At 51.2% G+C, this 20,223-nt stretch carries 14 protein-coding genes; 5 read left to right on the top strand and 9 right to left on the bottom strand.

Annotation, left to right across the window (positions count from 1 at the left end; translation table 11 throughout):
• Positions 1 to 369: 369 nt before the first annotated feature.
• Together B0D95_RS19655 and B0D95_RS19660 are read left to right on the top strand one after the other, a co-directional pair.
• Complete coding sequence (locus tag B0D95_RS19655) at positions 370 to 7,170, top strand: starch-binding protein (protein ID WP_078045454.1); 6,801 nt, start codon at positions 370 to 372, stop codon at positions 7,168 to 7,170.
• Positions 7,171 to 7,187: 17 nt separating this feature from the next.
• The gene (locus B0D95_RS19660; RefSeq protein ID WP_078045455.1) at positions 7,188 to 8,519 is read left to right on the top strand and encodes a DUF1552 domain-containing protein; all 1,332 of its coding nucleotides are present in this window, start codon (positions 7,188 to 7,190) and stop codon (positions 8,517 to 8,519) included.
• A 95-nt stretch (positions 8,520 to 8,614) separates the two neighbouring features.
• Here the strand turns inward: B0D95_RS19660 and B0D95_RS19665 are convergent, their stop codons facing one another.
• The 9 genes from B0D95_RS19665 to B0D95_RS19705 all read right to left on the bottom strand — a co-directional run bounded on the left by B0D95_RS19665 (position 8,615) and on the right by B0D95_RS19705 (position 17,823).
• Complete coding sequence (locus B0D95_RS19665) at positions 8,615 to 9,106, bottom strand: T6SS effector amidase Tae4 family protein (protein ID WP_078045456.1); 492 nt, start codon at positions 9,104 to 9,106, stop codon at positions 8,615 to 8,617.
• Entirely contained in the window at positions 9,103 to 9,501 is a 399-nt protein-coding gene (locus B0D95_RS19670; protein ID WP_078045457.1) for a Rap1a/Tai family immunity protein, read from the bottom strand. Before B0D95_RS19670 ends, B0D95_RS19665 begins: the two co-directional genes overlap by 4 nt.
• A gap of 133 nt (positions 9,502 to 9,634) precedes the next feature.
• On the bottom strand, positions 9,635 to 10,489 hold the full coding sequence (locus B0D95_RS19675; protein ID WP_078045458.1) for a hypothetical protein: 855 nt from the start codon (positions 10,487 to 10,489) through the stop codon (positions 9,635 to 9,637).
• A gap of 74 nt (positions 10,490 to 10,563) precedes the next feature.
• Complete coding sequence (locus B0D95_RS19680) at positions 10,564 to 11,910, bottom strand: DUF58 domain-containing protein (protein ID WP_078045459.1); 1,347 nt, start codon at positions 11,908 to 11,910, stop codon at positions 10,564 to 10,566.
• 3 nt (positions 11,911 to 11,913) lie between these two features.
• Complete coding sequence (locus B0D95_RS19685) at positions 11,914 to 12,981, bottom strand: MoxR family ATPase (protein WP_210403652.1); 1,068 nt, start codon at positions 12,979 to 12,981, stop codon at positions 11,914 to 11,916.
• Positions 12,978 to 14,432 (bottom strand): DUF4350 domain-containing protein, encoded by a 1,455-nt coding sequence (locus B0D95_RS19690; RefSeq protein ID WP_078045460.1) that lies wholly within the window; start codon positions 14,430 to 14,432, stop codon positions 12,978 to 12,980. The genes B0D95_RS19685 and B0D95_RS19690 overlap by 4 nt, the downstream gene beginning before the upstream one ends.
• Positions 14,429 to 16,072 (bottom strand): DUF4129 domain-containing protein, encoded by a 1,644-nt coding sequence (locus B0D95_RS19695; protein ID WP_078045461.1) that lies wholly within the window; start codon positions 16,070 to 16,072, stop codon positions 14,429 to 14,431. The genes B0D95_RS19690 and B0D95_RS19695 overlap by 4 nt, the downstream gene beginning before the upstream one ends.
• The gene (locus tag B0D95_RS19700) at positions 16,069 to 17,064 is read right to left on the bottom strand and encodes a stage II sporulation protein M (RefSeq protein WP_078045462.1); all 996 of its coding nucleotides are present in this window, start codon (positions 17,062 to 17,064) and stop codon (positions 16,069 to 16,071) included. The genes B0D95_RS19695 and B0D95_RS19700 overlap by 4 nt, the downstream gene beginning before the upstream one ends.
• 39 nt (positions 17,065 to 17,103) lie before the next feature.
• Positions 17,104 to 17,823, bottom strand: coding sequence for an RDD family protein (locus tag B0D95_RS19705; protein ID WP_078045463.1), 720 nt, complete (start codon positions 17,821 to 17,823; stop codon positions 17,104 to 17,106).
• A gap of 285 nt (positions 17,824 to 18,108) precedes the next feature.
• Here B0D95_RS19705 and B0D95_RS19710 point away from each other — a divergent pair, with 285 nt between their 5' ends.
• The 3 genes from B0D95_RS19710 (at position 18,109) to lipA (ending at position 20,219) form a co-directional block, all read left to right on the top strand.
• Positions 18,109 to 18,381: a YbeD family protein gene (locus tag B0D95_RS19710; RefSeq protein WP_078045464.1), complete on the top strand. Its 273-nt coding sequence runs from the start codon at positions 18,109 to 18,111 to the stop codon at positions 18,379 to 18,381.
• Between the two features lie 70 nt (positions 18,382 to 18,451).
• Positions 18,452 to 19,030, top strand: a complete 579-nt coding sequence (lipB, locus tag B0D95_RS19715) for a lipoyl(octanoyl) transferase LipB (protein ID WP_246841800.1) — start codon at positions 18,452 to 18,454, stop codon at positions 19,028 to 19,030.
• Between the two features lie 154 nt (positions 19,031 to 19,184).
• Positions 19,185 to 20,219 (top strand): lipoyl synthase, encoded by a 1,035-nt coding sequence (lipA, locus tag B0D95_RS19720; protein ID WP_078045466.1) that lies wholly within the window; start codon positions 19,185 to 19,187, stop codon positions 20,217 to 20,219.
• The last annotated feature ends 4 nt before the right edge of the window (positions 20,220 to 20,223 follow it).

The raw sequence follows: 20,223 nt of genomic DNA on the forward strand, positions 1-20,223 counted from the left end.
CTTGTTTCGCTGCTTGTTTGTTAGCGCAATCATCCTCTCTCGCTCACTCACTGACAAAGTAAATAATAAAAAGTAGTTCGGGCAAGTATCACCCTGCGTTGTTTCAACGCCTTACAAATACTCTTAGGTTACACAACACTATGGATCCGGTACGCAACAGTTGCGGAAATTACTGTGGCTGGGTAGCGGCATATTTTTAATCTCCCCCAGCCCCTCTTTGCTAAAGAGGGGAGTCAGCTCCTCCCTTTTCAAAAGGGAGGTCGGGAGGGATTTAAAACCACGTTAAATAATATCAATTCACATAACAATAATATTTCCAGACTCCGCCGGTGTTGATGTTGGTCGTCTGGCTACTTGTAGGAAAATACTATGCGTAAATTACCAACTCGTTTTGCCGGGGGAGGGTGGTCCACCCTGTGGAGCAGCATGCTTTGCCTGTTACTGCTGGGCTATTCGCATGTCAGTCTGGCGCAGTGGAATAATGCGTATTTTCGCGGGACCCCCAATGATTGGGTGGCCAGCGCCATGACCAAAAACACCGCAACGGGATTGTGGGAAACCCGCCAGAGTTTTGCGGGGACGAATCCGCGTTTTAAAATTACCCGCTATACCGATAATTGGACTGATGCTTATCCCGCGCAGGATTTTTTAATTGCATCGGCGGGCGATTATCACATTGCCTTTAACGAAACGAGCAAAGCGATTTCCGCTGTGAAATTAGCGGCGACAGTCTCGGGCACCAGTATTTGTTTTAATAACCCGGGTAATTTTGCTAATCCCGCTATTTATTTTTGGGCGCCCACACCGGCGGCGACCATGACCAATTTACCCGCCTGGCCGGGCCGGGCGATGACCAAGGTTGGCAATTATTATTGTTACGATTTGGCAATCCATTTGGTGAACGGTGCACTGCCTGCAACGCTCAGTATTATTTTCAGTAATAACGGTGCGAATCAAACTGCTAACCTGACATTCAATGGCGCAGGGACTGGTGCAGGTTGCTATGAAAATGCGGTGTGGAAAAGTTTGCCGCAGTGCGGATTTTATTTGTCTGGTGCGGCGGCTTCCAGTTCGGTTGCATCCAGCGCGGCGGTGTCCAGTGTTGTGCCATCCAGTGTTGCATCATCATCGGTAGCAGCACAAAGTGTTAGCGCCAATTCGATTTGTTTTAATAATCCTGCTAATTACGCAAACCCTTCCATTTATTTTTGGAACCCTGCTCCTGCAGGGGCCATTACCGCTTTGCCCGCTTGGCCCGGTAAGAGTATGACCAAGCGTGGCCTTTTTTATTGTTACGACTTCAGTGCCGAGTTGGCCAGCGGTGTTATGCCGACATCGCTGGATGTGATTTTTAATAATACCGGTGCACCGCAAAGTGCGAATTTGAAATTTACCGGTGCGGGTTGTTATGAAAATACAGCGTGGAAAACACTCGCGCAGTGTGGTTTTACAACGGTAGCTGTATCTTCTTCGACACCTGCGTCCAGCAGTGTTGCGCCAGCTTCATCCAGCAGTGCGCCACAATCATCCACTAGTGTCTCCAGCTCGGCGAGTGTCGCGTCGAGTACGCCATCCAGTACAGCGGCAAACACTACTACTGTGTATTTCAAAAACACGGCGAACTGGGCCAGTGTGAATGTGCATTTTTTCAATGCCGTGCCTGCGCGTACTGGCAGTGTGTGGCCGGGACCTGCGATGGTTCGCCTTGCGAATGCACCGACAATTTACAGCTATCAATTCACGGGCGCGCTCACATCGGCGGGCATGGTGTTTAGCGCAAACGGCAACCCTAAAACGGGCGATTTAAATGTTGTCGCCCCTAATACTTGTTATGACTTTGGCACGGCTTCCTGGAAAACACCCACGGCCTGTGGCGTGCCTGCGGCGCTGGTTGCTAATGCGGGGGTGGATCGCAAAGCGAATGTGAATAGTCGGCAGGCATTGTCGGCGGCGGCATCTACTGGTGATTACACGACGGCCAGTTGGACCAGCACCGCCTGGGCGGGGGCATTGGTGGGTAAACAAGTGGTGACACCGCCATTGACCAGTCTGGGCAATCACACGGTCACGCTCACATTAACGGCAGCCGATGGTTCAACCGCGACCGATACTTTGGTGATCAATGTGGTCGCCGCGACTCAAGGTTTGCCCGAGCGTCCCCAATTAGCGGCGCCACTGGGTTTCCCGATTACCGGTACGGTGAGCAGCGGTAAATACCGCTTTGTAAATGCCTTCCCTGCATTGGAATCCTACTTCTTTTCACCGGTGATGGTGACTAACGACGGCGCGAATGATTTGGTGTATGTAGTGGATAAGGAAGGGGCGATTTATGTATTCCCCAACAAGGAATCAGTCGTGCCCGTCGAAGTGCGCAAGTTGTTGGATATCAAAGCCACAGTGCTCAACAACAACGAGAGCGGCATGCTCAGCATGGCCTTTGACCCGCACTACGCCAGTAATGGTTTTATCTATGTCTATTACATTTTTGGCGAGAGCGATAATTTCTACCCCCGCACCGACGGCATAGTGGGCGGTAAAACCGGCGATGCGATTATCGAGCGCTGGACGGTTGATAACCCGGCCAACCCAGCCTCTGCTGGTTCCAAGGTCGAACTGCTGCGCATTCCGCAACCGGGTGAAGATCACAAGGGCGGCATGATGCAATTCCATCCCACCGAAGGTTACCTTTATGTGGGCATAGGCGAGGGCGGTTACGGTCACAGCGCCTTCCCACTCAACCCGCAACCGAGCGATGCCTATCAGCGCCGCCACAACAACAGCGCGCAAGATCCGACTACCTTGCGCGGCAAATTTATCCGCATCCAGCCGCTCGCGACGCCAGTGAATGGCAAGTATTACAGCGTGCCGGCGGATAACCCCTTTGTTGGTCAGGCGGGTTATTTGCCGGAGATCTGGTCCATGGGCCATCGCAACCCTTGGCGCTGGGCGTTTGATACCGATGCCCCCTACACCCTGTGGGAAACCGAAATCGGGCAGGACACCGATCTGGCCTATGAGGAAGTAAACATTATCACCAAAGGCCAAAACTACGGTTGGCCGGTGTGTGAAGGCACACGCAACCGGGGTGCCTTGGGTGGTGCTGCCAGCAAAAATTGCCTGACGGATTATGTGCCGCCGCGCGAAGGCTATGGCCGCACTTCCGGTGTGTCGATTATTGGTGGCTTTGTCTATCGCGGCACCCAATTGCCCGCGCTTAACGGTAGCTTTATTTTTGGCGACTATGTCACCAAGCGCCTCTGGTCAGTCAGTAATGACGGGCAGGCGAAGAAACTGATCAGCGAAGCATTCCCTTACTACATCTCGTCGATAGGCAAGGATTTACAGAAGAATCTGCTGATCTCCAGCCACGGCCGCGAATTGGGTGGGCCATCCAGCATTTTTAAAGTGGTGGATGACGATGTCGCCACCGCGCAGATCCCGACCAAACTCTCCACGACCGGCCTGTTTGCCGATTTGGCTAACCTGATTCCGGCTCACGGTGTGATTGAGTATTCGCTCAACACCAGCGGTTGGTTTGATGGAGGCAAAATGCGCCACTTTATCGCCCTGCCCAATAGCAGTAAGGCAGGTTTTGACCCGACCGCACTCTGGGATTTGCCCGTGGGTGCGGTGGTGGTAAAACACCTTGCCGTAGCCAGTGCCAGCAATGCCAATAAACCCTTTACTACCTCGGTCTTGTTCCGTCAGGAAACCGGCTGGCAGGCCGCTAACTACCTGTGGAACAGCGCCGGTAGTGATGCCGATTTGGTGACTGAATCCTCAGTGGTGCCCGATGGCGGACTGGCGAGTGTGACCCGTAAAGTGGAAACCGGCAGCACCTGTGGCGGCTGTCATAAAACGGCGGAAGGGCAACTGACACCGCTGGCGCTGCACAGTCGCCAACTTAATGGCAACTTCAACTACCAAGGCGTAATCGCTAACCAGCTCACGGTGCTGAACAGTATTGGCCTGTTCAGTAGCGCGATTGGCAATGCCAGCAGCTATGAACGCTTTGCCGCACCAACAGACAGTAGTGCCAGCCTGACCGAGCGCGCCAAAGCCTATTTGGACACCAACTGTGCCCACTGCCATGCCGGCACCTCGGGCGGTATGGATTTGCGTTTTGATACGGCGCTGGAAGCCATGAAGCTGGTTAACCAGAGCAATCGCGTTATCCCCGGTATTCCGGCCAACAGCAACCTCTACAAATACCAGACCGGTTCCGGTATGCGCATGCCCTTTGGCTCCACGGAAACCAATGCTCAGGCAGAAACCCTGTTCCGCAACTGGATCAATGCGCTGGGTGTGGATGTAGTGCAAACCGGTATCACGCTCAGCGCCACCAAAGCCAGTGCCGAGGTTAACGAGGTGATTGGGTTGAGTGTGGCCATGCTCTACAGCAATAGCACCCAACTGCCTGCGGTTGGTGATGTGAGCTGGAGCTCCAGCAACCCGGCGGTGATATCGACCAGTGGGAAAACCGGCGCCGCCATCAACCTGACGGCCCTGAGTACCGGCACTGTCACCATCACCGCCAGCAATGGAGGCTATAGCAACAGTATCACCCTGGAAGTCGTTCCTCCCTCCAACCCGATTACTGCGCTCACCATTGTTGGCCGTGCCAACGTGCGTTTGCTGGCTGGCGAAAAGCACCAGTTGGCGTTGGTGGCGACGGCCGCCAATGGCCTGCAGGGCATGACCTCGCGGGTAATTTGGACCAGCAGTAACCCGCAGGTAGCGACTGTATCTGCCTCTGGTTTAGTGACAGCAGGCACCGCCGCAGGTACTACCACCATTGCCGCACTCTATGGTGACCTGAGTACCAGCTACACAGTGACCGGTTTGGGGCAGGGGCAGTATGTGTATGTGAAAAAACCGGCGACCTGGGGCAGTGTGTCGGCCTATGCCTGGACTAACCAAAACGGTGTGGAAACCGCGCGTACTGGCCCATGGCCGGGCACTGCACTGACCGAGCCGGCAACGGCTTATGGGGCTGGCTGGCTGCGCTTGGTGATTCCGGCCAGTTGGGCGAATAGCAGCGGCTTCACCAATATCATTTTCAGCAATAACGGCGCCAATCAAACCGCCAATCTCACCCTGACCCAAGCCCAGCCGCGCTGGTATGACATGGGTTGGCTGGCTGCCGAGCCTGCAGCGGCAGCGGTGGAAGCGGGCACCCAAATTCAGGTGGGTAACGGCACCGCGAGTATCGGCGCCAGCGGCAATCTTAGCGGAAAGTTGTTTGTGCCCGGCACCTTGCTGGATATCAACGCCAACCCGGCTGGCCCCGGTATGCAGTTCGTGCACTGGGAAGGCACCGGCGCGGCTTACCTGCTGGATGCCAACAGCGCCAACACCCAAATGGTGGTGGGCAATGCACTATCACTGACACTGCTGGCAGTCTTTGATGCGGTGACGGATCAGCACCAGGCGGCGCGCGGTCATTACCAAAGTCAGGGTTGTGTGGGCTGTCATGGCAGCGATGGGTTGACGGGGGATTACAAACTCACCAACCAGGCACTGGCTGGTCGCTACAACCTGCAAAGCCTGGCCGATTACATCGCCACCAACATGCCCAAGGGCAGTGCAGGTAGCTGTACCGGCAGTTGTGCCACCAGTATCGCCTCCATGATTCTGGCTGATGCCCTGTTGCCGCCCGCCGGCGTGTGCGATGCCGACAGCCTGGACGACCTGATTCCGCAGGATCGCAGCTTCCGCTTGTTATCGACCCTGGAGTACAACAACTCGGTGCGCGATTTATTAGGGCTGACCACGAATATCGACGTGACCACCGGTCGCATTCCTGCCGACCTGCCGGTCAACGGTTTCAAAACCAACGCCAATACCGTGTTTACCAATGACTACGCCAAAGGTTATGTGCTGGCTGCTGAAACCGCTGCGGGCATGGTGACTAACCTCTACAGTCTCACCCCCGGCTGCAACAATGTGACCTGTTTTGTGCAGAACTTTGGCAAGCGCGCTTTCCGTCGCCCGCTGAGTTCGGCTGAAGTGACCAAATTGGTGACACTGCACGCAGCGCAGGGCGATCTGGCTTTGCTTACCGCGATTTTGTCATCACCCTCCATGCTCTATCGCTCGGAAGTGGGGGTGCCCAAAGGGAACTACTACGAGCTGACCGACTATGAAGTCGCCGCCATGCTCTCTTATACCTACTGGGCAACCACGCCTAATGTCGCCCTTATGGCCGCTGCCGATGCCGGGCAGTTGAGCACGCCGGAGCAAATCGCCACCACGGTGCGCAGCATGCTGCAAGACCCCAAAGCCCAAATCGCCTTTGAACGTTTTATCACTGGCTGGTTGGATTTGGATAAAGACATCAAAACCACCGCCATCAGCGCCAGCCTCAAAGCTGACATGAAGGCCGAGACCATTGAGTTTGTAAAACGCACCGTATTTGGCGGCGGCAACTATAAAGACCTGCTTACCGCCAACTACAGCTACATGACCCAGCAGATGGCCAGCCATTACGGCCTGACCTGGCCGGGTGGCAGCGGTGTACAGCGAGTGGATTACACCGGCGTCAATGCCGAGCGCCGTGGGGTATTGGGTCATGCCGGTATTCTGGCTATCCAATCCGCCTCGGAGAAAACCCATCCGGTGAAACGCGGCTTGTTTGTGCGTCGCAACCTCCTGTGTCAGGACTTCCCGCCACCACCGGTGGGTGCAGAGTTAAAACCGCAGGAAGATCCAAGCCTCACTGTGCGCGAACGTTTTGAAGCCGCGCATTTAAAAGAGGGTTGCGAGTCCTGCCATCAATACATCGACGGCATAGGTTTTGGCTTGGAGAACTATAACGCCCTCGGCTTGTACGTCACCACCGAAACCACGGACAACGGTCTGGTAAAAGCCATCAATTCACTGGGTGAAATTGGCAGCTTGAATTCGGCGGAGACTTATTTATCCGAGTCCGAACCTGTGACCTTGTATCACGGCATGGATGAGCTAACCGATTTGCTCGCACAAAGCCCTAATGCCCAAGCCTGTTACGCGCGCCAGTGGTATCGCTACACCCGTGGCCAACTGGAAGAGGCGAGCGACAGCTGTACCTTGCAAGTCTTTGGTCGTGAATTCAAAACCGCCGCCAACGCTAACCTGTTGGACTTGATGGTGGAATTCACCCAAACCAAAAACTACATTTTGCGCAAATAATTGCAGAGGACATCCGCATGAATATCTTAAAAAATAAAATGCAACGTCGCGATTTCCTCCGCACTCTTGCGAAGGCCGGTTTAACCACCGCGTTCACCAGCCAGTTTATGTTGTCGGCCAATGTGTTTGCCCAAAGCGGCGGCGCCAAACGTTTTGTGATGGTCTATTACCCCAATGGCTGTGTGCGCGACAAATGGCACTCCTACAATGTTGGCGCTTTGGGGAGCGGCAGTTTTGATACCAGCCCGCTGCAACATTTAAATAGCCACATCACCAACGTCGTGACCTTTAAAAATCTCAGCTATGTTGGTCACGGCGGCAGCTCCGGTCACCCGGAAGCCTGCCGCGCGGTGTTCTCCGGCGGTGTTGAATACGCCACCACGTTTGATGTAGCCATAGGTGAAGCACTGGGCGGGCGCCTCACCAAAAATATGCATGTCGGGGTGTGGTCAAGCCGTGCAAAAGGAGCGGAATACATGCCCTTTACCGATAAAAACGGCAATAAAATTCAAGTGTCCGACAACCCGCAACAAGTCTACGACAGCCTGCTCGCCGACATAGTCGGCAGCAGCAGTGGCACACCAGACCCGGAAGCGGAACGACGCAAAAAAGTATTGGAAAGCCTGCATGAAAATCTGGATTTATTGCAAGCCAACGCACTCAATATAAAACAACAAGGCAAATTATTAAGCCACGAAGAAGCACTGAACTATTACCAGAGCACACTCACCGGCACTTTGGATATAGGCACCGGCAGCGGATTCAGTCGCCCCGTCATCGGCATGACCGGTGTGGATGCCGATGCAGAATTAATCGCCAAAGCACAGATGCGCAATATCGCCATGGCATTTCAAGCAGACATCACCCGCACCGCCAGTTTTCAATTTATGGGCGCGCAGGATGAATCGTTAAAATTAAATTTCCCCAGCATTCGCCCCTACATGGGCGACTACGGTTCGGGTGAAAAATTAAATTACAACGAAGTGCGCAGCCATGTGAGTTCACACAATGAATCCGCATTATTCGATTCACAAACCCGCTGGTACAATATGATGGTCTCCTACCTCATGGACGAACTCGCCGCCCGTCCAGATGTCGCCTACGGCGGCACGCTGCTGGATAACACCTTGATTCTGGTGATGTCAGAAGTCGGTGGCGGCAACCACCAACAAGAAAACCCCGGCATTTACGTCGCAGGTGGCGCAGGCGGCGCCATCCAAAATGGCAAAGCCATCGACGCCATGAACACCGGCATGTCCAACTTATATCTGGATATCGCCAAAGCCTTTGGCTTGAACTGGGGTAGATATGGGAATAGTTATGGGGGGATTAGTGGGTTTTTGCGGTAAATTTTTTCGCAAATCATCCAGCAAAACCCCACTTGCTGTCAGGGCGAGCGGGGTTTTAATAAGTTTTTTAGTTTGTTGTAATTACTATTTGCGAGTTATGAAAGTTCCCAAAACCAAATTTCTTTACAGTTAAAATAGCAGTGTGAGTTGCACATCTGAACTTTGTTATTGCTCTCTATTAAATCAATGTGTCCGCCATCATAGCCTGTTATTTTCCAAAAAAAGATAACGCCCTTTTTGGTACCAATTTTATTTGGCGCAGTTGATGTATCAGTAAAAATTTCAGGTTTACCAAAGATTCCGGGTTGCATAAGTTGGTCAGCTAATAACTTTGCTCCTGTTTCAATGGTTCGGCCTTTGTAGGCACCTGATTTTATGCGCAGTCTTCCTTGAAAGTTAACACCTGCTTTAATGAGCGCAAGGCTCATTCTTGTGGCACAAGTATTCGCATAACCTGCATTTTGTTTTAAAAGAGAGTCAATGTCGTATCCAATCTCTTTATAAATAGCTGCTCCAGAGAGATAGTTTGAATTGCTCGGTTCTGAAGAGTGATGATGTTTTTTAAGAGCTTGATATATTGGTTTCATTTCTCATCCTTGCATGGAAAATAATGCGATAGAGCTTCCTGTATAAGTGTTGCTGCTCTGACTTGTTGTTTTTCGATGGGTTGTTTTTTCAAATACTCAAAGACAAATTCATTAATACTGACTGTTTTTATTTGATTGTAGCTGCACCAACTGTTCCCTTCGGTAGTATCTAGTACGCCAAGTAGATAGAGTCTTGCTGTATTTCTATCATCTGGGGACTGACTGACAAACGCCCTCAAGAAATGTTCACCGGACAAGTCAACCATGTCAGGTGTGATTGATAAGGCATTTGGCTGAGTTGCTAAGGCAGATGGGAAAGCCGTTATTGATCCGAGGCAGATTGCGCCAACAATACAAAATCCTGATAGTGTGTTGCGTTTGAAGAAAGTGCTCACTGAAAATTCTCCTTGTTAGTATAGCTAATTGAGTTATGAATCTTTTTTTATATGGTTCGATAGTTTAATTTGTCAAGGATGTAAAAATAGAGATTTGATCGATGTTTCTCTGATTTGTGTGCCAGATATTTCTTCAGTAAGAATCTCTCTTATTGTTAGTGATAGGGATAGTCAATTTTACCCTGTAAATATTGCCTTCTCGATATGCTTTATTCTTTTCAGGGCTCCAGTTGCTTCCTTTTACGACAATATTCTTGACTCCCATTTCTTTCAAATCATCCAAGCTGTAATCAAACCCCTTGTGTTTTTTGCTTTGATATTGCGGGATGTAATCTCCCTGTTGACCATAATAGGGAAGGTTTGGGTCTATTCCTAACATAACGAAAAAGTCCTTCTCTCTTTTTCCAAGATGTTCCAGACATTTTTTCATTGCTGTCCTTATAAAGGTTTTTCTATCCTCTTCTTGCATTGCATCCACTAGCGCATTATCCCATGGGCATGTGTCTTGACTGGAATCACCTTTGCTGGAGTTTATATTTATACTTGCCTCATGTGACGATCGTTGGTATGTGTCGGATAAGGCGGATTCAACGTTCTCCATTAGGTTTTTTTGATTTAAACCACCATGCCAAATTAATACTGCAGATTCATCAAGATATTTGCTACCTGCGCTTAGAAATACATAATTTGCACATGCCGATGCACAATAGTCCTTAACCCTAACGCTTATCCCAGTGTTGTGAATCCATTCCCCCATGTCTAATCCTGCTTTTCCGTCACCGCCGCTGCTTTTTATCCTGATGATAGACGGTTTAATATTTGATGAGTTATATAGGGATTTCAGTTTATTAAAACTCCCTGCCGATATTCTTCCTTCAAAACGAAGGGTATTTTTTCGGTCTAGCCAAACACTGTAGTCTTTTTCTGGTTCTTTAGTGCATCCACATATGAGTACTAAAAAACCTAGTAAAATATTCCTGGGCAACATTTTGGCTTTCCTTTTTATAGATAATCGGTTTATGGTTTATGGTTTATGGTTGTTCGGTTTTGTCTGTGTGAACGTTACAAAACCCCCGCCCCCTTAATTTCCCAATAAGCATTTGCCACACGCACTGCTAATTCGTTAGCGGTGCAGTCGATGGCGTAGATGCCGGAGGAGGTTAGTTGTTGGTGGCTCTCGCTGCGCTCGTGTAAAAATTGTTGTACGCCGGCGTAGTGCAGGGCGTCATCAAAATCGCGGACGGGGGTGTCGGCGAGTTTGTCTAGGATGTGTTCGCGGATGTTCACTACCATGACCAAGTGGCGTTTCTTCAGCAGGTTTACCGCGAGTAATAATTCGTTATTGTCTTCGTCGCGGGAGTTGGTGACGAGAATTACCAGTGAGCGTTTAGGTTGCAGAATGGCGAGTTTTTCGGCGGCGGTGATGTAATCTGCCGTGGCTTGGGTGGCTTGCAAATCGTAAATACCATTGAGCAAGGTCTTTACACGCTCTACACCTTTTTGTGGTGGAATCCAGCGGTGTTTTTGATTGCCTTCACTGCCAAAGCTGAGCAGGCTGACATTATCGCCCTGACGCAATGCAATATAGCTGACGAGTAGCATGGCATTGAGTGCGTGGTCGAAATGGCTGAGTTCGTCGTCTTTGGCACGCATACGGCGGCCGCTGTCGATCATTAATACTATTTGTTGATCGCGTTCGTCTTGATAATCCCGTGCCATTAATTTTTGGCGGCGCGCGGTAGCTTTCCAATCCAATTGACGCAAGCTGTCGCCTTGGCGATAGTCGCGCAGTTGATGAAACTCCATACCTTCACCGCGACGCTGGCGTTTTTTAATGCCCATTTGGCTGGTGTGATTTTCGGTGGCGAGAATCGCGTAATTCGCAATGGCGACAAAATCCGGGTAGACCTTGATGGGAGTTATTTCTCCCGTCCAGTAGCGAATCGCCCAGAAGCCGAGCGGGCTATAAAACTCCACCTGCGTTTGGTTAATTTTTTCGGCACCGCGCACCAGCGGGCGCAATTGGTATTCGCTGCGGCTATGGTGATTGGGTTGCAAATCAATAGTGAGTGGCAGATTGTCGTAGTCAGCACTGCCGGGGACTCCATCAAAAATACTAATCTGCGTCGGCTGGGCGAAATTGTGCTTAATGCGTAGCTTTACCGGTGCCCACTTATCAACGGCGAGGTTGCCTGCGACTTCGCGTGTTATTTCTACCGGCGGCAAGCGACGCGACAACATAAAATCCAGCAGCGCAATAGTTATCAGCCCGCCAAACAGTACAGCGGGTAAATAATCAGCCAGCCCCGTATTAAAATAACTTTTGCTGACGGCGTTAATAAAAACCGCTGCACTCAATAGTGCAAACGCGGTAATCAATCGTGAGCTGGGAGTCCATTTTCTGCGCATAAATCAATCTCGCGGTGCATCAACCTGCAATAAAATATTGTGCAATATCCGCTCGGCGGCTATGCCTTCAATCGCCAATTCCGGTGATAACAAAATACGGTGGCGCAGGGCGGGAATAAACATTTTTTTCACGTCGTCGGGTGTGACGAAGGTGTTGTTGCTGATTAATGCGTAGGCGCGCGCGGCGGCGAGTAACGCGATACAGGCGCGTGGGCCAGCGCCGCGAGCAATGCCGGACCAACTGCGGGTGGCGCGTACCAGTTTTACTACGTACTGCAAGATTTGTTCGTCCACCGTAATTTGCTCGGCGATTTTTTGCAGGTTTAATACATGTGCCGGTTTTAACAGGGTGCGAATATGTTCCAGACCAAAACCGCCTTGCGCTTGCGAGCTGACTTGGCGCAGCATTAACTGTTCATCGTTTTCGCTCGGGTAATCGATAATCACCTTCAACATAAAACGATCCAGCTCTGCCTCGGGCAGCGGGTAAGTGCCTTCCTGTTCAACCGGGTTTTGGGTGGCTAATACCATAAATGGTTCGCCGGTTTTAAAGGATTGCCCTTCAATGGTAATTTGTCCTTCCTGCATAACTTCCAGCAGTGCCGCCTGGGTTTTGGCCGGGGCGCGGTTAATTTCATCGGCGAGTAATAAATTGGTAAAGGCCGGGCCTTTGCGAATTTCAAATTCCTGTTTGGCCATATTGAACATGGCATGACCCGTGACATCACTGGGCATTAAGTCCGGGGTGAACTGAACGCGCGAAAATTGCCCGCCAAAACATTTTGCCAGGCTGCGCACCAGCAGAGTTTTTCCCAGCCCGGGAACGCCTTCAATTAATACGTGGCCGCGCGCGATAAGCGCAATTAATACCTGTTCGATAATGGCGTCCTGACCGATTAATACGCGTTTTATTTCGTTTAATAAATTATTGGCCAGCGCGCTCGCTTGCTGCAAACGCTGCTGCAGGTTTTCATCGGCACTTGTTGCTGGATTGGTGGTGATATCTTGCGTATGTTCAGCATTTTGTAAATTGATATCGACGCTTTCACTGCTGTGGATTGACTCGGTCATAGTTGCTTCCTGATGGTTTGCAAATGGGTGATGGCGTTGGCAAAGTCTTGTGGTTGATGCACATCCTCGGCATAGAGTGCGCGCTGAATTGCAGCGAGCTCGATACCGGTTAGTTCCTGTAAAAATACACTGCGTTCTTGTTGGCTGGCGTGCAACAAGTGCGGATGCTGTTGTAGCAAACGAGTGGAAATGTGCTGGCGCAGTAGGGCGAGTAATTGTGGATGTTGCTGGTTGCGCCAAAGCAACATTGCACTGGCAAAAATGTGTTCAGCCAAACTGCGGCGCGCAAGGGTTTCACTGGCGAATACGGGGCCGAAGCGTTGGCTTTTAGCCCAGAGCCACAGCAATAGCGCAAGCAAGGCTGCCAGTACACCATAGGGCGCATTGCGCCATACGATGGCGACGAGTGAGGGCGCGTCCTGATTGATTAAAAACCACACGCGGCCATTGTGATTGGCAAGGCTCCAGAGTGCATAGGCATGATCATGGCAGTCAATGCGGCGGTTACTCCAAATAGTATTGTCACTGGTAATCGTGATACCGCCAGCGCCAACGTCAAAATACAGCATGTGTGATGTTTCTGTATTGTCGGTATTTTCGTTGTTATCTTCTGTTCTTTCTTCTACTGTACTGCCTTCCGTTGTGTTTGCTGCATCCTCTGTAGGTATTTCATTTTCTACTATTGATTCACTTTCGTAATTATCCTCGCCCTGATAAAAAAAGGGATCGTAACGGCTGAAGTCAAAACGCAGTGGTTTTTCCTCATCGGCAAATGCGATTTCGGTCGGTTCATCCATCAGGTTACAGCGATAATAATTTTCCGGCTTATCTTCTTTTTTGGTTTTTTTAGCGGTGGATTTTTTATCTTCTTGCTTGGATAACGGCTCAGCATATTGGCTATCAGTCGCTTCGGTTGAGTCTTCTTCTGATTCCTCTTGCTCCTCGTCTTCGTCATCCTTGTTATCAAAAGCGTCAAACAATGACTGTGCTAAATCCGGCACATGATCAGCGGCGGGGGTGATACCAAAATCGCGTAGCAGTAAATCCTCCTCATTGGTGTGGGAACCGATAAAGGGATTCTGTGTGGAAGTGATTAGGGTTCCGCCGTTTTCAATCCACTCGTATAGGCGGTCATAGCGTTCCTGGGTGAGGGTTTTATTGGCATTAATCAGTACGATGGTATCGTCCTGCCCCAAGGGAATATTACGCCAGTGGTGGTTATCAAGCAGGCTGAGGTTTTTAACGCTGGTAGCTTGCACGCCGTGTTTGCGCAAAAATAGTTCGGCGGCGAGAAAATCATTTTGTTGGGCTTCGCGGGAATAGCCATGATCGATCTCTTTTTCTTCCCAACGAAAGTTGCTGATGGCCCAATAAATGATCCCGGCAATCACCACGGCGGCAAACGCCAGCAAAATAATAATTTGACGCAAAGACAAGGCTTTTTTACTCATTGTGCACCTGCCTTGCCAGTAGCTGATGATACTGGTGTGGTGTGTGACAGCCAGCAACTATTCCACTGCAAACACAACTGCTCCGCCAGCGCAAATTCCGGTAATTGATGGCCATAGGCAAGTTGCTGCCAATGACGGGTCAGCTCGGCAAAATAAAGAATTTGTTGTTGCAGTGTTTGCTGTTGTGCGGCAGGAATATGATTCACCAGCTCGCGCATTAGCTGCACACATTCGCCTTCCGTATGGCCTTCGTGAATATCGGCGCCTTTATAAATTAATTGAAACAAGCTGGCGCGGTATAGCAGAGCGAGCGCTGCGCGGCTATTGCCTTGTTGTAAAAGTTGAAGGGCACAGGTGCTGACATCGTCCGGTAGGGATTCTTTTGTTACCTCCATACCGAACAGGGTTTGTGGCATTGTGCGTGGTACTTTGTTAGGAGCAACGCGGACAAATTGCGCCGAGAGCCAATGGCGATAGCGGTAAATTACCAGCGCAATAAGCAATAGCACGGCACACCATAAGAGTATTTCCAAGCCACTGGCGAAAAATCCAAAGCCTTTGAAATCCTTAAGCGTGTCAAAATAATCACCAAAATGTTTATCAAGAAATTCAAGGAGCCAACTCTCTTCTTCTTTTTCTATAAACGTGAGCGTGCGTTTGGTTTCTTTGCGACTGAATTCCGCTTGTTGCATTACCCCGGTAATCGCCTTGTGCGCTTGTTCGCGATTAATGTCCTGATAGTCACCCAGTGGTTGGTCGAGTAATTCCGGTGAGAGGCTGTCAGATGGCTCTTGCGTAGACTCCATGGTTGGTAGTGGATCATCGGCATAAGCCGGGTTTGGTAAATCAGCCAATAAACATAGGCCCAGCGTAATGGCGGCCAGTAGTGAGACTGGTGTTGCGCTGCGTTTGTTGGCAATACGGCGAAAGGCGATATCTATATCCCAGGCTTCGAGTTTTACGCGGCGATTGAGATAAAGTGCAAAACCACAGGCGACATAAAAGGGCGCCGTTAAGCCCAGAGCCAAATACCACAGCGCCAGTTGTAAATAAGGTAATTGCGTATTTTCTTGGTTAAAAAATAAATTGGCCCATTCAATTTCAAGCTCGCGCGGAATCATCGACCAGATAAGGCTCATCATGCCGATGGCTAAAAAGATTTCCAGCATCAGCCCGATAAAACTGAGCCAGCCCGCTGGTGCGGAATCTTCCCGGTGCAAAACGGACAAACGTGTTTGACGCTGTGCACCGGCCAGCCCCTCCAGTTGTAACACGGGCAAGTCCATGGCGCGTGTGGGACTGAAACGGCGAATCGTCATACTCATAAATAGCTGTTGCCGCGCGAGCCGTGGAAACAGTGTTAAGGTATTGCGGGTTGTTGGCAATTCGTTGAATACGGCGCGGCTGAGAATATGCAATAGCGGGCGTTCGTAAAGTGGTTTAAACCACCAGAGCGCAAGAAATGCGACCCACAAATAGCGATCGGGTATGAGTAGAGCCAAGGCAAAAAATGGCGCGCTAGCGAGTAGCCAGACTTTCATCATAGGCAGCCACCAGCGTTTGGCCATGAGCAAACCTAAATCCACCGCTTCCCACGCGGAGCGTGGGCGAATTTCCAGCGTAACCTGATCCAGATTCATTGCGGCTTTCCTTGCAGGCGAGTGTCCAACCGGCGGCCACTAAATACCAGATAGCCAATTACCAGTGCCCATAAAAATCCGCCCACCAGATATTTTTGCCGGGGCAATAACATATTGTTGGATGACCAGAAGGCTTCAATAAACGCGGCGATCACCAGCATGATGATCACGCCGTAAATTAATTGAATCGCAATTTTGCTGGCGCGTTTTAGCGATTCGGTGCGCGTGAGGTTGCCCGGCGCGAGTAATGCATAACCAAGCTTCAAACCGGCGGCGCCGGAAATACAAATCGCCGTTAATTCAAAACTGCCGTGGCCCACTACAAAACTGAAAAAAGTTTGAGTGAATTCCGCATTGGTTAAATGTCCTGCCACTGCGCCCATTAATAAGCCGTTGTAGACCAGGAAAAAAATCGAGCCGACGCCAAATAAAATGCCGGAGGCAAAGGTGCGAAAACTCACGCCGATATTATTGCGAATATAAAAGCCAAACATTTGTACATTGGTATCGGATTCGCGCGCGCTACCCAAGGTGCGGTTTTGCGGATCGTACATTTCTTCAAAGCTGCTGACCTGTGCGGGCGGGGTAATGGTGTAGACCAAATCCGGTTGCCACAAAATCGCGATATAAATAATCAGGCCCGGCACATAAAGGAGCGCGCTCGCCCACCAAATATAGGATTGTTGCGCGCGCACCAAACGCGGAAAACCTGCGACTACAAAACTGATCAGTTGCTGCATAAACGGCTGCTTGCGACGATAAAGCTGTTGATGACCGCGCACCACCAAGTCGCCCAGTTTGTCGACCAAATGGCTGGAGTAATGGCGATCTGTTGCCAGTGCATGCAAATGGCAGAGGCGACGATAGCGACTGGCAAAGCTGGCCAGTTCGTCGCCGGACAATGAATGTTGGGGGCTTTCCAGCGCAATAATGTGCTGCTCCAGCAATTCCCACAGCGGTTGATAGGTTTGTTCAAATTGCCCTTGTTTCATCGGCTATTTATTCCTTGACCATATTGCACAGATGGCGGCTTAGTGTTTTCCGACCATAGTGTTGGCCATTTGTTTAATACGGGTGACCGGGTCTTGCGCACCGATCACTGGTACAAGCAGTGCGGCGAGTTCGGCCTGGCGTTCGGCGGATAAATAATTGCTGCGCTCGGCAAAAGCGAGCAGCACGCGCTGTTCATCGGTGGAGAAGTCTGCCGGTACTGGCCGTTGGCCGCGTACTGCAAAGTCGGTGTGTTGGGTGGCGGGCGCGTCGTACACCACCATGCTGCCGGCGGCTAAATCGCCCAGGCGTTTAAATTGGCGATTGCACAGGCTGGTAATAATGCCGGTGAGGTAAAGCATGGGCAGGAAATCAACAACACGCAGCAGGTTGCGCAATAGCGAGGGGCCAAAAGAAATGGGCGTGCCATCGTCGTTCACCACCCGAATCCCCAGCCATTTTTTACCGGGTGTGCGGCCATTGCGTGTCACCTCAAAAAATACCGGGTAAAACCACTCCAGTAAAAACGCGAGAATCAGCGCTATGCCCGTTCCCATTTTGCCGAGCAGGGAGAGCAGGATAAAAACAGCCAGCGTAATCACAGCGCGAATAATGATATCGATCAATTGCGCCATGCAGCGCACCATAAATCCAGCAGGCGTAAGCGGCAGCAGCGCGCCTTCAGGGGTTTCAATGGCGTGGCGGGTATCGAGTAGTACGTGAGCGGGTGTATAACTAACGTGGTAGGGCGATGATTCCAAGGTTGGCGATCCTTTTTACGTATCCTTTATCCTGCCTGCATAGCACCGGTGGCGGCGACAGGACGGTGTGGAGTGGCGCAAAAGTTATTCTTTTTGAGCGCTAATGACTGACGCGAGCATAGCGGATAAGCCTATATCTGAATAGCCAAAACTGCTTTTCAGAGCTTGTGAATGGGGATTTTGCCCCCATACAGAGGCTATAATTCGCGTCAGTTTTTACCCCTACTCACCGAGGCTGTCGTTTGCGTGATGTGTCGATAGCCGAGAATACTCAGGATCGAGCTTATGTCCGAACAACAGCCCCCCAAAATTGAATTCCCCTGCGAAAACTACCCCATCAAAGTGCTGGGTGAGGCAGGGCCGGATCTGCATAGCTATGTGATAGAAATTATGGAGCGCCACGCGCCCGGTTTTGATCAGACGCGCATCACCATCAAAGAAAGCAGCAAAGGCCGCTACAACTCATTAACTGTGTGGATTACCGCTACCGGCGTTGAGCAACTGACGGCGATTCACGAAGACCTGCGGATTAATCGCAGCATTAAAATGGTGATGTAACTTGGCTGTTCCCGCGACTTTGGAGGTGATCAACCTCGGCCAGCAGGATTATCAAGCCAGTTGGCAAGCCATGACCGATTTCACCAACCAGCGCACGCCGGAAACGCCCGATCAGCTGTGGCTGGTAGAACACCCGCCCGTATTTACCCAAGGGCAGGCCGGCAAAGCCGAACACCTGCTGTTTCCCGGCGAGATTCCGGTAGTACAAACGGATCGTGGCGGGCAGGTGACTTATCACGGACCCGGCCAGTTGGTGGCTTACCCGTTGCTGGATTTGCGCCGCCTCAACATTGGGGTGCGTGAGTTAGTGACACGTATCGAGCAAACTATTATCGCTACGCTCGCGTACTACAGCATTGAATCTGCCGCCAAGGCGGATGCGCCTGGTGTGTATGTAAATGGCGATAAGATCGCCTCATTGGGGCTGCGAGTGCGGCGCGGCTGCAGTTTTCACGGCTTGGCGCTCAATGTAGCGATGGATTTAGCGCCCTTTCAGCGCATCAACCCCTGTGGTTATCAGGGCTTGGCCATGACCCAAATGAGCGATTTATTACCCAATCCGCCCGCATTGGCGGATGTTCAAACCCAACTTGTCGCAGAATTTGCGCGGAAATTGGGTTATGAAACCTGTACAATGCGCGCCAATTAATACTGATCGGGCGCCGGGTAAGGGCTTGTGAGACACGCCGTAAACCCATCCATGGGGGCTTGTCGTCGACATCCCTGTCTCCGACAGTCTCACAATCCCTTACCCGACCCCCTCAGTGCCTCAATCTGGGTCGGAAAAATGCAAAGAGCCGCTTATGTCTGATTTGCCACCTGTATCTACTTTTGTCCCCGAACTGCAGCCGGTCAAACGTACCGAGCGCTACAAACAGGGTGAAAAGCTGCGTGATGCCGACAAAGTCGAGCGTATTCCCGTCAAAGTAATCGCCAGTGACCGCGACGAAACCCAGCGCAAACCTGACTGGATTCGTGTGCGTATTCCCGCCTCGCCGGAAGTGGATCGCATCAAATCCATCCTGCGTAAAAACAAACTTTCCTCCGTGTGCGAAGAGGCTAACTGCCCCAATCTGGGTGAATGCTTCAGTGGCGGCACGGCGACCTTCATGATCATGGGCGACATTTGTACCCGTCGCTGCCCCTTCTGCGATGTGGGCCACGGCAAACCCAATCCGCTCGATGAACAGGAGCCGCGCAAACTCGCGGAAGCGATTGCCGAAATGCGCTTGAAATATGTGGTGATCACCTCGGTTGACCGCGACGATCTGCGCGATGGTGGCGCCCAGCATTTTGCCGACTGTATTCGCGAAGCCCGCGCGCTCAGCCCTAAACTACAAGTGGAAGTATTGGTGCCGGATTTCCGTGGGCGCATGGATATCGCTTTGGATATTCTCGAAAAAGAAGCGCCCGATGTGTTCAACCACAATATGGAAACCGTGTCGCGTTTGTATCGTCAGGCGCGCCCCGGTGCGAATTACGAATGGTCGCTTGAGTTGCTCAAACAATACAAAGCGCGCCGCCCCGATGTATTAACCAAATCCGGGTTAATGGTCGGGCTTGGTGAAACCAAAGAAGAAATCATCGAAGTAATGAAACACATGCGTGAGCACGACATCGACATGCTCACCATTGGCCAGTATTTGCAGCCCTCCAAAGACCACTTGCCCGTAGAGCGTTTTGTGCACCCGGATGAATTCGCCGAGTACACCCAACTGGCGGAAGAGATGGGCTTTAAACACGCCGCCTGCGGCCCCTTGGTGCGCTCGTCTTACCACGCCGACAAGCAGGCACACGGGGAAGATGTGAAATGGTTTGGTGAAACAAAGACCAGCTAAATCC

The sequence above is a fragment of the Cellvibrio sp. PSBB023 genome, assembly GCF_002007605.1.
Classification (GTDB): Bacteria; Pseudomonadota; Gammaproteobacteria; order Pseudomonadales; family Cellvibrionaceae; genus Cellvibrio.